This is a genomic window from Hallella bergensis DSM 17361 (assembly GCF_000160535.1).
GTDB classification, from domain to species: domain Bacteria; phylum Bacteroidota; class Bacteroidia; order Bacteroidales; family Bacteroidaceae; genus Prevotella; species Prevotella bergensis.
This window is the reverse complement of the sequence record NZ_GG704781.1, coordinates 62,349-75,094: the sequence shown is the minus strand read 5'-3', so window position 1 is coordinate 75,094 and position 12,746 is coordinate 62,349. Positions and strand designations below refer to the sequence as shown.

General features: G+C 49.6%; 8 protein-coding genes and 1 tRNA gene. 5 read left to right on the top strand and 4 right to left on the bottom strand.

All coding sequences use genetic code 11. From position 1 onward, the window contains the following. Positions 1-89: 89 nt before the first annotated feature. The gene (alaS, locus tag HMPREF0645_RS04290; RefSeq protein ID WP_007173653.1) at positions 90-2,750 is read right to left on the bottom strand and encodes an alanine--tRNA ligase; all 2,661 of its coding nucleotides are present in this window, start codon (positions 2,748-2,750) and stop codon (positions 90-92) included. Positions 2,751-2,977: 227 nt separating this feature from the next. Here alaS and HMPREF0645_RS04285 point away from each other — a divergent pair, with 227 nt between their 5' ends. Next, on the top strand, positions 2,978-3,328 hold the full coding sequence (locus tag HMPREF0645_RS04285) for a MerR family transcriptional regulator (protein ID WP_007173652.1): 351 nt from the start codon (positions 2,978-2,980) through the stop codon (positions 3,326-3,328). Positions 3,329-3,452: 124 nt separating this feature from the next. Here the strand turns inward: HMPREF0645_RS04285 and HMPREF0645_RS04280 are convergent. Next, positions 3,453-3,523: transfer RNA gene (locus tag HMPREF0645_RS04280), tRNA-Gln, on the bottom strand. Positions 3,524-3,841: 318 nt separating this feature from the next. Between HMPREF0645_RS04280 and rsfS the strand changes: the two genes are divergently transcribed. The 3 genes from rsfS (at position 3,842) to HMPREF0645_RS04265 (ending at position 7,396) form a co-directional block, all read left to right on the top strand. After that, positions 3,842-4,201, top strand: coding sequence for a ribosome silencing factor (rsfS, locus tag HMPREF0645_RS04275; protein ID WP_044123295.1), 360 nt, complete (start codon positions 3,842-3,844; stop codon positions 4,199-4,201). 53 nt (positions 4,202-4,254) lie between these two features. Then, the gene (ftsH, locus tag HMPREF0645_RS04270; RefSeq protein ID WP_007173650.1) at positions 4,255-6,417 is read left to right on the top strand and encodes an ATP-dependent zinc metalloprotease FtsH; all 2,163 of its coding nucleotides are present in this window, start codon (positions 4,255-4,257) and stop codon (positions 6,415-6,417) included. 109 nt (positions 6,418-6,526) lie between these two features. After that, positions 6,527-7,396, top strand: a complete 870-nt coding sequence (locus tag HMPREF0645_RS04265; RefSeq protein ID WP_007173649.1) for a phosphatidate cytidylyltransferase — start codon at positions 6,527-6,529, stop codon at positions 7,394-7,396. A gap of 602 nt (positions 7,397-7,998) precedes the next feature. Here the strand turns inward: HMPREF0645_RS04265 and dnaG are convergent. Then, positions 7,999-9,978 (bottom strand): DNA primase, encoded by a 1,980-nt coding sequence (gene dnaG, locus HMPREF0645_RS04260; RefSeq protein ID WP_007173647.1) that lies wholly within the window; start codon positions 9,976-9,978, stop codon positions 7,999-8,001. 39 nt (positions 9,979-10,017) lie between these two features. Continuing rightward, positions 10,018-11,655, bottom strand: coding sequence for a rhamnogalacturonan acetylesterase (locus tag HMPREF0645_RS04255; RefSeq protein ID WP_419185644.1), 1,638 nt, complete (start codon positions 11,653-11,655; stop codon positions 10,018-10,020). 213 nt (positions 11,656-11,868) lie between these two features. Between HMPREF0645_RS04255 and HMPREF0645_RS04250 the strand changes: the two genes are divergently transcribed. Further along, positions 11,869-12,738 carry an electron transfer flavoprotein subunit beta/FixA family protein gene (locus tag HMPREF0645_RS04250; RefSeq protein WP_007173645.1) on the top strand — a complete coding sequence of 290 codons (870 nt, stop codon included), beginning with the start codon at positions 11,869-11,871 and terminating at the stop codon, positions 12,736-12,738. The last annotated feature ends 8 nt before the right edge of the window (positions 12,739-12,746 follow it).

Sequence of the window (12,746 nt, the reverse complement as noted above, 5' to 3'; positions counted from 1 at the left end):
GGTTTAGCAGTGGGGTTGTAGAGATGTGACGAAAAAAGCAGAGAGGAGCGGTGCAACCGTATAGCTGCATACGCCCCTCCTATGGCAATTTATAGGTTTGCCAGTTCTACTACCTTGTCTACGGCTACCGATAAGCCGTCCTTGTTCTTACCGCCGGCTTGGGCGTAATGGGGCTGTCCGCCGCCGCCTCCCTGAATGAGTTTGGCAGCCTCACGCACCATCTGCCCGGCGTTAAGGTTGTGCTCTTTGACCATGTCCTCAGAGAGCATCACGGAGAGCATGGGCTTGTCGTTATAAACAGAACCAATCACACAAATGAGATTGGCGGGAATGAGCTCGCGAATCTTAAACACAATATCCTTGGCAGAGGCAGGCTGCACGGGTATGACAGCTTTGACAACGTTCATGCCATTGACGGTCTGAACCCGTTCGGCAAGTGTCTTGGCGGTGCGGTCCACAGCCTGCGACCGGAAACTTTCCATCTCCTTTTTCATCTGTGCGTTCTCTTCGATGAATTTCTCGATGGTGGATTTCAGGTCTTTCGAGTTGTTGAACACACCTTTGATATATCTTACCGTGTCTTCCAGGGTATACATCGCCTCTTCGCACTTTTGCCCGGTCATGGCTTCTATACGGCGAACCCCGGCAGCCACACTGCTTTCGGATAAGATTTTAAACATGCCGATGCAACCCGTGCTCTTGGCGTGGATGCCTCCACAGAACTCACAGCTCGGTCCAAAGCGCACCACGCGCACCTTGTCGCCATACTTTTCACCAAACAGAGCCACGGCTCCCATCTTCTTAGCTTCCTCAACAGGTGTGTCGCGGTGCTCATCCATAGGATGGTCTTCGCGCACAAGGCGGTTGACTAATCGCTCCACTTCGCGAAGCTCCTCGTCGGTTACCTTCTGGAAGTGGGCGAAGTCGAAACGCAGCGTATCGGCGCTCACGTATGAGCCTTTTTGCTCCACATGGTCGCCCAAAACTTTCTTCAGGGCATAGTCGAGCAAGTGTGTGGCAGTATGGTTTGCAGCGCTTGCCGTGCGCTTGTCGGTGTCCACGCAGGCCATAAAGCCGGCATTGGGATCCTTGGGCAATGTCCTGATGATATGTACACTTTGATTGTTCTCGCGCTTGGTGTCTATGACGTCAATGGTTTCGGCCTCGTTCACAAGCACTCCCTGGTCGCCGACCTGCCCACCCATTTCTCCATAGAAAGGCGTGTGGTCTAACATCACCTCGTAGAAACTCTTCTTCTTCTGTGTCACCTTGCGGTAGCGCGTGATGTTGCACTCGTATTCGGTATAGTCATAGCCTACAAATTCTTGTTCGCCTTCCTTCAAAACCACCCAGTCGCTGTTCTCTACAGCAGCAGCGTTGCGAGCACGCTCTTTCTGCTTAGTCATCTGAGCGTTGAATCCTTGCTCATCTACAGAGAGTCCGTTCTCACGGCAAATGAGTTCGGTAAGGTCGAGCGGGAACCCGTAGGTGTCAAACAGGCGGAAGGCTTTGGTGCCGTCAAGTTGGGTTTTGCCCTGCTCACGAAGCTCTTCCATATCGCCGTTGAGCAGTTGAATCCCCTTCTCTAAAGTACGCAGGAAGCTGTCCTCCTCCTCCTTCATCACTCGACTAATCAATTCTTGCTGTGCCGGCAACTCGGGATAGGTACCCCCCATTTCCTGTATCAATACGGGGAGGAGCTTGAACATAAACGCATGGCGCTGGTCGAGGAATGTATAGGCATAGCGCACGGCACGTCTCAGGATGCGACGAATAACATATCCGGCTTTGGCATTACCGGGCAACTGTCCGTCGGCAATGGAGAAGGCCACAGTGCGCAGGTGGTCGGCAATAACACGCATGGCGATGTCGATTTTCTCTTGGTTGTCTGCTGCCTTGCCATCTTTGCCAGATGGAGTTGTAAAGCCATATTTCTTCCCAGAGTGAATCTCGATTTCCTTGATGATAGGCTGGAAGATGTCGGTGTCGTAGTTAGAGTTTTTGCCTTGAAGCATACGCACGAGGCGCTCGAAGCCCATACCGGTATCGATGACGTTCATGGCCAATGGCTCCAGTGAGCCGTCAGACTTGCGGTTGAACTGCATGAACACTATGTTCCAGATTTCAATCACCTGTGGGTCGTCCATATTGACCAGTTCGCGACCGGGCTTCTTGGCTTTCTCCTCAGCCGGTCGGGAGTCGATGTGTATCTCCGAACACGGACCGCATGGACCGGTGTCTCCCATTTCCCAGAAATTATCGTGCTTGTTTCCATTAATGATATGGTCTTCGGGCAGATGTTTGCTCCAGTATTTGGCAGCCTCATCGTCGCGTGGAATGTTTTCCTCGGGCGAGCCTTCGAACACGGTGACATACAGGTCGGCTGGGTCGAGGTGCAGCACGTCTACCAGAAACTCCCAGGCATAATCGATAGCCCCCTCCTTGAAATAGTCGCCAAAACTCCAGTTGCCGAGCATCTCGAACATGGTGTGGTGATAGGTGTCGTGCCCCACCTCCTCTAAGTCGTTATGCTTACCGCTTACACGCAGGCATTTCTGCGAGTTGGTGCGGCGGCGCGGTTCGGGCTCCTTGGTGCCTAAGATAATATCTTTCCACTGGTTCATACCAGCGTTGGTAAACATCAGCGTGGGGTCGTCCTTAATCACCATGGGTGCCGACGGGACGATGACGTGACCTTTCGACTCAAAGAATTTCTTGTAAGAGTCGCGAATTTCGTTTGCTGTCATCATTGTATTGTTGCTTTTATTTTAATTCCTTTTGTCCTTTGCCGTGCAAAGTTACTAAAAAGAAAGCACATAGGCGGTTACGGGTAAAGGATAATTCTTATTCTCTTATTTTTTTTTAAATAATTGATGATGATTCGGTAACTGTTCAATCTTTTTGTTATCTTTGCAGAAGAACCCTTTCTAAGGGTTCCTGGACTTATCCAAAGCAGCATTAAAACCAGTATCACCAGATGACAGTGAATAATAATCCCCCTCCCAAACTCTATTACTCTATTAAAGAGGTTGCAAAGATGATCGGTGTGAACGAAAGCACACTGCGTTATTGGGAGACTGAATTTCCCAGCCTCAAACCCAAGACTGTGGCATCGACCAAGGTGCGCCAGTACACGGACAAAGATATAGAGGAAATCAAGGTGATTTACAATTTGGTCAAAGTGCGGGGATTCAGAATTGCTGCCGCACGCAAGTATATGTATCACAATCGTGATGCTTCGGATCGAAGTGCGGAGGTGTTAGACGCTCTTATAGATGTGCGCGAACAACTCAAAGAACTGAAAAAGCGCCTTGACGGGTTGGTCTAAGATGCTTTGACTGTCTGTCTTGGCACTATTCATGTTCTATAGAGTCTCTTCGTATTCGCCCGTCATACGTTTGCCATACCAAAAACAACAAACCCGCTGAACCAGCGGGTTTGTTGTTATTCAGTTGGGATACCAGGATTCGAACCTGGAATGACAGGACCAGAATCTGTAGTGTTACCATTACACCATATCCCAATGTCATTCGCAACTCATCTTGGAATTGCGGTGCAAAGGTATATTATTTTTTTGAAAGTGCCAAATAATTGAAGATTTATTTGCCAAAATTTTCAAAGAATTTGTTACGATGCCGTATTGGGTTGTATGACTATAGACTTACGGCTCTACCACGCATCGACTTGAATCCTGTCGAGAATATCATGCCATCAAATCATGAATCGCAGTTTAAAACAACAAAATATTACCCCAAAAGACGTTTTTTCTCAATTATTCAGCGTAACTTTGCGCTATATATATAATATTGACAAGCAAGGTGTAACTATTTTAAGATTTTCAATGACAGAAGCAACAGAACTCGTTAAAACCATTACCAAAGGAATCCAGAACAAGAAAGGCCAGGATATCGTAGTTGTAGACCTCAGTCATATAGAAGGAGCAATCGCTAACTATTTCGTTATCTGCCAGGGAAGCTCATCAAATCAGGTCGAGGCCATAGCCGAGTCTGTGGGCGATATATGCCGCAGGGAAATGAGCGAGAAACCAGTCGGCGTGAATGGCTTGGGCTACAACCAGTGGGTAGCCATTGATTTTGCAGATGTGTTGGTTCATATTTTTCAACCGGAAATGCGCACCTTCTACAATCTCGAAGAGCTTTGGGAAGATGCTAAATTAACTAAAATACCCAATGTTGACTAATCTTTGGCACGTCGTTTGATGCCCAAAGGAGTACAACAATCAACTATTCAACGATGGATAATAATAAACAACAACCTCAAAATAACAACGACGACCAGCCAAAGATGCCCAGGTTCAACATGAACTGGATATACGCCATCATTGCTGTGTCGCTTGCCATCCTGTTCTTTACCGGTGGCGGAGAATCTCTTGCAAAGGGTTCCGGCGTGAGCAAGGAAGTTCAGTACACTGAATTCAAGACTCATGTTGAAAAGGGATATGCCCAAAACGTAGTCATCAACATCACTGACCACACCCTTCGTATGTATGTCAAACCCAAGTTTATCCGCAACGTTTTCAAGCAGTCGGCCAAACAGACGGGCAAGAATCCATACCTCTCCGTGCAGTTCGGTTCGGTAGACGAACTTGAGAAATATCTCGACACCCAGCTGCAGAAAGGTAACATCACCGGATTTAGCTACAACAACGAAAAGGGGAGTGACTTCGTGGCCATTCTCATCAACCTCCTCCCCTTGCTTTTCATCTTCGGTATGATATTTTTCTTCAGTCGTCGCATGAGTGGCGGCGGCCCCGGTGGCGGCGTGTTCAACGTGGGCAAGAGCAAGGCCAAACTCTTTGAAAAGGGTTACGAATTAGGCATCACTTTCAAGGATGTGGCTGGACAGGAAGGTGCCAAACAGGAAGTTCAGGAAATCGTTGAGTTCTTGAAGAACCCAGAGAAATATACCGAGCTGGGAGGAAAAATTCCCAAGGGCGCATTGCTTATCGGCCCTCCGGGAACGGGTAAGACACTCTTGGCCAAGGCTGTAGCCGGTGAAGCCGGCGTGCCTTTCTTCTCGATGTCGGGTTCCGACTTTGTGGAAATGTTTGTCGGCGTGGGTGCCAGCCGTGTGCGCGACGTCTTCGCCCAAGCCAAACAAAAGGCTCCTTGTATCATCTTTATCGACGAGATTGATGCGGTAGGCCGTGCCCGCTCCAAAAACCCCGCTATGGGCGGCAACGACGAGCGCGAGAATACGTTGAATGCCCTGCTCACCGAGATGGACGGATTCGGAACCAACTCCGGTGTCATCGTGCTGGCAGCCACCAACCGCGTTGACATGCTCGACAAGGCGTTGCTGCGTGCCGGCCGTTTCGACCGACAGATCAGCGTAGACCTACCCGACCTCACGGAGCGCAAGGCTATCTTCCAGGTGCATCTCAGACCACTGAAAACCGACAACAGCCTCGATATCGATTATTTGGCTCGTCAGACTCCGGGATTCTCGGGAGCAGACATTGCCAACGTCTGCAACGAGGCCGCGCTAATTGCTGCACGCCATGATAAGGATTGCGTGAGCAAGCAGGACTTCCTCGACGCGGTAGACCGCATTATCGGTGGACTGGAAAAAAAGACCAAAGTGATGACCCAGGCTGAAAAGCGGAGCATCGCCATCCACGAGGCCGGACATGCCACCATCAGCTGGTTCTGCCAGCATGCCCATCCCTTGGTCAAGGTTACCATCGTGCCGCGTGGCCAGGCCCTCGGTGCGGCTTGGTACATGCCCGAGGAGCGTGTCATCACAACCAAGGAACAGATGCTCGACGAGATGTGTGCTCTCTTGGGCGGACGTGCGGCTGAGGAGTTGTTCATCGGACACATCTCAACGGGGGCCATGAACGACTTGGAGCGTGCCACGAAAAGCGCTTACGGCATGGTGGCATACGCTGGCATGAGCGACAAGTTGCCCAACATTTGTTATTACAACAATCAGGAATACCAGTTCCAGCGTCCTTATAGCGAGACCACGGCCAAGGTGATGGACGACGAGGTACTCAGAATCATCAATGAGGAGTATGCTCGGGCCAAGAAAATCCTGACCGAACACAAAGATGGGCATCAGCAACTGGCTGAATTGCTGTTTGCCAAGGAGGTCATCTTTGCCGAAGATGTGGAGAAAATCTTTGGCAAGCGTCCTTGGGTGAGCCGCACAGAAGAAATCTTACAAGAAAACAAAGCTCTTCAAGATGCGCGCGAAAAGGCCGAGACTCCCAAGTTGGAAGATATGCCCGACATAGTGAAGCAGGCACAAGCTGAGCATGAAGCGGCACAGAATAAGCATAAAGATGCACAGGCTGAGCCATCCCAAGATGAACAAGAGTCTATAGAACATCAAACAGCACAAGAGAAAGAGACGGAAACAGAAACAGAGGCCAAAAATGAATCGGCAAAATAGGCGGTAAAGGAAGGAGATGGGCGTTCGTCCCATCCCTTTCTCTCCCACCATTCTTCCCTCCGCACTATTCACTCTTAACTCTACACTCTTAACTCATCACTCCTAAAATATGAATAGCAAACAAAAGAATTTAATCGTCAGATCCATCACCGGAGTGTTGTATGTATCCATTATGGTGGCCGGATTCCTCAACCCCAGAGCCATGGTACTGTTGTTCTCCGTTATCACAGGGCTTTGTGTATGGGAGTACACCGGACTGACCAACAGCTACGCCGAGAACGTACAGGTCAACAGGTTCATCTCCACGGTTGCCGCCGTATATCTGTTTGTTGCGGTAGCTGCATGGCGAACAGGAATTGTTGGTCATTTCATTGTGATGGTACCCTATATCCTTTCCATTGTCTATCTGTTTGTCAGTGAAATCTATACCGGCAATAAAAATGCCATCAACGACTGGGCCTACACCATGCTTGGGCAGTTCTATATCGCTTTACCCCTCTCCCTGATCAACATTCTGGCCTTTGAGATGGCACCCGATGGCAGTGGAATCCGCTTCGACACTCTGCTCCCCCTGAGCGTTTTTATATTCTTATGGGTCAATGACACGGGTGCCTATTGCACGGGTACGCTGTTGGGGAAACACAAACTCTTCCCCCGCATCTCACCGGCCAAATCTTGGGAGGGCAGCTTCGGCGGTGCAGTGCTGGTACTTGTCGTGGCCGCAATCATTGGTTATCTGGCCAACAAAAGCGGAGACCCGCACACGCTGAACACCTATCAATGGATTGGCTTGGGGGCGATGGTATGTGTTTTCGGCACCTGGGGCGATCTTGTGGAGAGTCTTTTCAAGCGCACACTTGGCATCAAAGACAGCGGTAACATCCTGCCCGGACACGGTGGCATGCTCGACCGTTTCGACTCCAGCCTCATGGCCATCCCAGCTGCCGTAATATACCTTTATACCATCACAATGTTTTAATTCATCACTCATCCCTCTTCACTCTTCACTCATCCCTCTTCATTTTATAAAATATAATTACTATTTTCCAGTAATAATATTTGTTGCATCCAGAGCAAAACACGCCATGTTTCTACAGAAAAATTGAATTTATCCGAGCAGAAAAATTCAAAGGCTTTGCGATTACTATCTTCTGGCTGTCCGACTTAGGCCTCATCATCAAGCGGAAGAATAGTATTCGTCTCACGATTAGGCTTTGATCGCATCGCCATTCCATACCTAATCGCGGGTCATCAAATTGCATCCCACACACTATATTTGCTAAACGCCTAACTGTCAGCATAATACAAGTCACCTCAAATTTCTCGTATTTCCAGCCAACAGCTATTTATTTTTAAATTCACGAAATATCAAAGACGGATTGTAAAGAAAAAATTATCTCGACTCTTTCGATCTCACAACAGGAAGACGATAAGGATCTGGCTCTGCTTGTTAACCTCAAAACATTGATAATTATCAAAAGTTACTGCTTTACAAGCGTCAGGTAAAAACAATAACCACAGGTGCCTTTCCCTAAAAAAACTTGAACTGACGAGTCAACTTTTTTAAAGGAAAGACAAGCCCTATATAATAATGTTACTGCCCAACATTTTGGCCAGCTTGTTGCGGATTTCCTGCATTTCCCTATATTCCTCCATCAGCTTTTTGAGTTGCTCCATGTCGTCAGAGGCTTGCTTAATCTGGTTCATCAGTTCTTTAAGGTGCAACTCCACATAATCCATACGGAAGTCGAGAAGCAGGTGATCCACCTGTTGCTTCAGTCTTTCCATTTCATTCTCCTCGTTCTCCCTGCGGTCCTCTTCATTAAGGATTTCCTCTTCTTTGGACAACGAGAAATGATAGTGGTCGGCGGCCATCTGAGTTGCTTCCTGACTAATTTGGATATCGTCATGGTGAATGAAATAAGGCTCGGCCCGAAACTCGGGATTATCACTCATCTGCACGGCTTCTTCCAAGATTTTATTGAAGACCTGATGCTTAAACTCCAATTGGTCGCTCTCAAGGTTACAGCGTATGTATTGGGCAATGGTCAGATCGTACACATTGCCGTCTTCGTCCTTGATATTCCGTATGAAGCGCTCTCCATATCGCACAACCATCTGTGCAAGCATGCGTTCCACCTTGCCAGCCTGTTGCATTGGTGTAACGGTGTGGATGGGTGGTGCAGTTTGGCCGGCTGCGGAGTCGGCACCTTGTTCCCGCATGGTTGGTGTTGCAGAACTGTTGCTCTTGCGCCGTCTTCGAATAAAAGCATTCATCTGATTGATCAGCGTGCGCTCGTTAATATCGATACGCTGGGCACAGTCGTGAATATAGGTGTTGCGAAGTATCTGGTCTTGTACCATGGAGATAGACTCCACGATGGAGTTGATGGCATCAGCGCGCTTGGTGGGGTCGGTCTCGCCCTTGAGCAGGAGGTCGGTCTTGAACTGGATGAAGTCGCTCTGATGTTGTTCGATATACTCCCGAAACTCTGCAGCCGTGTGTGAACGGGCAAATTCGTCAGGGTCTTTACCGTCGGGCAGAAGCAACACCTTGAGATTCATTCCCTCGGCCAGCAGCATATCCGTACCCTTGATGGCCGCATGAATACCCGCCGGGTCGTTGTCATAAATAAGGGTGATGTTCGACGTGAAACGATGCAGGGTGTGTATCTGGTGGAAACTCAGGGCTGTGCCCGAGTTGGCAACGACATTCTCTATGCCACACTGGTGCATGGCTATCACGTCGGCCTGTCCCTCCACCATAAACACCCTGTCTTCCTTGGCAATGGATTTCTTGGCCTGCCAAATGCCATACAACTCCCGGTCCTTGTGATAGATATCGCTCGCCGGAGAGTTGACATATTTCTGGTTTACGCCCTTGGTGCGGCTGTCAAGCACACGCGCAGTAAAGCCTACCACCTTGCCGCTGATGCCAATCCATGGAAACACCACCCGTCCGGCATAACGGTCGAGCAGTTCGCCACGGTCTGTTTTGAAACAAATGCCCGTGGAAAGCAGAAACTCTTCCTTGTAACCTTGATTCAAAGCAGCCCGAGCCAGGGCAGAACGATCGCTCAAATCGTAGCCTAAGCGAAACTTCCTGATCACATCATCGCGAAAGCCCCGACTGTGAAAATACTGCATGCCGATGGCTTTGCCGTCAGCATGGTTGTGAAGCAAGTCCTCAAAATAGTTGCAGGCCCAATCGTTGACGATGAACATCGATTCGCGCTGGCTTTGCTCGGCTTTCTCCTCATCAGTGAGTTCGCGTTCCTTGATTTCAATATGATATTTTTGAGCCAACCACCTGAGTGCCTCAGGATAGGTCATTTGCTCATGCTCCATCACGAAGTTCACAGGCGTACCACCCTTGCCACAACCAAAACAATGGCAGATTCCACGTGCCGGCGATACATAGAAAGACGGCGTTTTCTCGTTGTGGAACGGGCAGAGCCCTTTGTAGTTGGCACCCGACTTCCTGAGAGTCACAAACTCCGACACCACCTCCACAATGTTGGCAGTATCCTTTATCTTTTCTACGGTCTGTCTGTCTATCATAAAATACGCGAGTTTTGTAGTAGGGTGAGATGAGAACGATTATTTGAGGAAAACAGAAAGATGAGAATCAATTTGTCTGATTCCCTTGGCAATGATCCTTGCGTTGCTCCTTGCACCTTGGTAAGAGGTGTGTGTGTGATCTTTCTTGAAATAGGCGGCGGCATCGGCCTTGCCCTTATAATGCTTGTCAAGATAGTCGGCTATGAGATTGTGGGCATCTACAAATTCCACCCCAGTGTCTTCCACCACCTCGCGATACCATTTGCCATACGAACTGTTGCGACGCTCGACCTTGCCTCCGGGCCACTCATTACGTGTCGTGAGCGACAGCAGGATGGGCGTGGCTCCCTTCTCACGCGTGTCGTCTATCATCTTTTTCAGATACCATCCGAAACTGTAAACCACCTCGTAACGGCCATCTTTTTCCATTTTAAAGACATGGCAGGTGTCTGCTGTTCCGGGAATTACACCACGCTCCTTGCGATCCGTGATCGGGCAGATATCGTTGTGTCCGAACTGGATGAGCACAAAGTCGCCCGGCTGAAGACTGTTGTAGACTTTCTCCCATCGACCCTCCCGAATATAGCTTCGCGTGGATCGGCCAGCCATCGCCGCATTGTAGGGGATGCATTTTCTGGTATCAAAGATGGTTTCCGCCAAGGCTCCCCACCCCCACATATCGTCTTTGTCTTTGTCCTTGTTTTTTACCGTGGAATCGCCCGTGATCCATACCACGGGTTTCCCCGCCTCACGCCTGACTGGCCATACGGGCAAAGCCACATTGATCATCATGTCCTGCAAGGGCTTTAGAACAGGATTACGGCTGGTCATCAACCCTTCGGCTGCTGAACGCGCATTCATTTCCGCTCCCCAATAACTCGTATGGATGTGGTCTCCGAAGAAATGATATTTCTCTTTCCACGAGCTATAGGAGTCGAGTTTTTGTCCACTTATTTCGTTGAGGTCGACAAATGGCACCCCCTCCTCGGCTGCCACGATCGCCCCCCACCCAGTCTGCGGTTTGCGGACGATTTTCCCACTCTTCTCGTCATAAGCATCACGCGGTGTAAGGCTCATGATAATTGGGTGTGCACCGGCAGCACGGCAGTCGGCGATATAACGACGAAGATACCCGCCGTAACTATACACGGTTTCGCTCTCACCGGTCTCCTTGATGGTGATATTCAGGCTGTCATAGCCCGTGCCGGGAAGCACTGCGCGGGCACGACCGGAATCGTAGGGGCCGTTATCGTTGTGCCCAATGGATATAATCACCCAATCGCCGGGCTTCAGCGCCTGCCGTATGTCCGGCCAAAGCTTGTTGTAGAACGTACGTGTGGACATCCCGCCGAGCGCCTGATTTTCGACGGTGATTCTGTTTCCATTGAAATATTGATTGGCATAGTATCCCCAACCCCATTGGCCGTTGCCCCCATCTCCCTTGGTTCCGTTACGCATCGTGGAGTTTCCCACCAAAAAGAGCACCGGATTGACACCCTTCCTCGTACTGCCGGGAGCCGGGCGCGACATCAGTGCCTGGGCAATGGAGTCAGGCGTGTTGTCAACGACCTTGTTGACATCCTCGACAGGGTTGGGCAAATTGTCAAAGCCCTGTGCCGACACCAATGGTGAGGCAGCAACAAATAGAGCAACTGCTGTTAGGATTTTCTTCGTCATCATGTATGTATTTAGCAACTACAAAGATACGGCTTTTTATCTACGGGGAGTGTTTAAAACCTCAAAAAAACACTACAATATGTTAGCACGTCGCCTCTAATAAATGACATCTGTTAACCTTCGCGGTGTTTTTATATGTTTTATTTGGCCAAAAACTAATTAATTTGTATTTTTGCCATAATAAGCGACATATCAAATATATAGCATAAATTCATGAAATTAAGAATTGTTGTACTTGCCAAGCAAGTGCCAGACACAAGAAATGTGGGTAAAGACGCAATGACAGCTGAGGGCACCGTAAACCGTGCTGCTCTGCCCGCAATCTTCAACCCTGAAGACCTGAACGCCTTGGAGCAGGCTCTCCGCCTCAAGGACCAAAACCCCGGCTCCACGGTTGGCGTACTCACCATGGGGCCTCCCCGGGCAGGTGAGATTATCCGCCAGGGACTTTATAGGGGAGCCGATACCGGGTGGCTTCTCACCGACCGGAAATTTGCCGGCGCCGACACCTTGGCAACCTCGTATGCACTCTCCATGGCTATCCGCAAAATCGGAAACGCAGACATCATACTCAGCGGGCGTCAGGCCATTGACGGCGACACCGCACAGGTGGGGCCACAGGTAGCCCAGAAGCTCGGACTCAACCAAGTGACATACGCTGAGGAAATTGTGAAGATTGAAGATGGCAAAGCCACCATTCGTCGGCACATCGATGGCGGTGTGGAAACGGTCGAGGCTCCGCTCCCGGTGCTGATCACTGTGAATGGAACCGCAGCGCCGGCACGTCCTTGCAACGTCAAACTTGTGATGAAATACAAATACGCCACCTGCCCCATGGAACGCAAGGGGGATGAACCGTGGGCTGCGCTATATGAGTCGAGGCCTTATCTCACACTCAACCAATGGAGCGTGGCAGATGTGGACGGTGACGAAGCTCAATGCGGACTGTCTGGTTCGCCTACCAAGGTGAAAGCCGTGCAGAATATTGTGTTCCAAGCCAAGGAAAGCAAAACCCTCACCAGCAGCGATGCCGACATAGAGGGACTGATGAAAGAACTCATCGGCGAAAAAATCATAGGTTAAAACAAGAC

What these genes read in the sequence shown, in the direction of transcription:
- ftsH (WP_007173650.1), top strand. Translation starts at nt 4,255, where the DNA reads ATGGATAATAATAAACAACAACCTCAAAATAACAACGACGACCAGCCA.
- rsfS (WP_044123295.1), top strand. Translation starts at nt 3,842, where the DNA reads ATGACAGAAGCAACAGAACTCGTTAAAACCATTACCAAAGGAATCCAG.
- alaS (WP_007173653.1), bottom strand. Translation starts at nt 2,750, where the DNA reads ATGATGACAGCAAACGAAATTCGCGACTCTTACAAGAAATTCTTTGAG.
- HMPREF0645_RS04255 (WP_419185644.1), bottom strand. Translation starts at nt 11,655, where the DNA reads ATGACGAAGAAAATCCTAACAGCAGTTGCTCTATTTGTTGCTGCCTCA.
- HMPREF0645_RS04250 (WP_007173645.1), top strand. Translation starts at nt 11,869, where the DNA reads ATGAAATTAAGAATTGTTGTACTTGCCAAGCAAGTGCCAGACACAAGA.
- dnaG (WP_007173647.1), bottom strand. Translation starts at nt 9,978, where the DNA reads ATGATAGACAGACAGACCGTAGAAAAGATAAAGGATACTGCCAACATT.
- HMPREF0645_RS04285 (WP_007173652.1), top strand. Translation starts at nt 2,978, where the DNA reads ATGACAGTGAATAATAATCCCCCTCCCAAACTCTATTACTCTATTAAA.
- HMPREF0645_RS04265 (WP_007173649.1), top strand. Translation starts at nt 6,527, where the DNA reads ATGAATAGCAAACAAAAGAATTTAATCGTCAGATCCATCACCGGAGTG.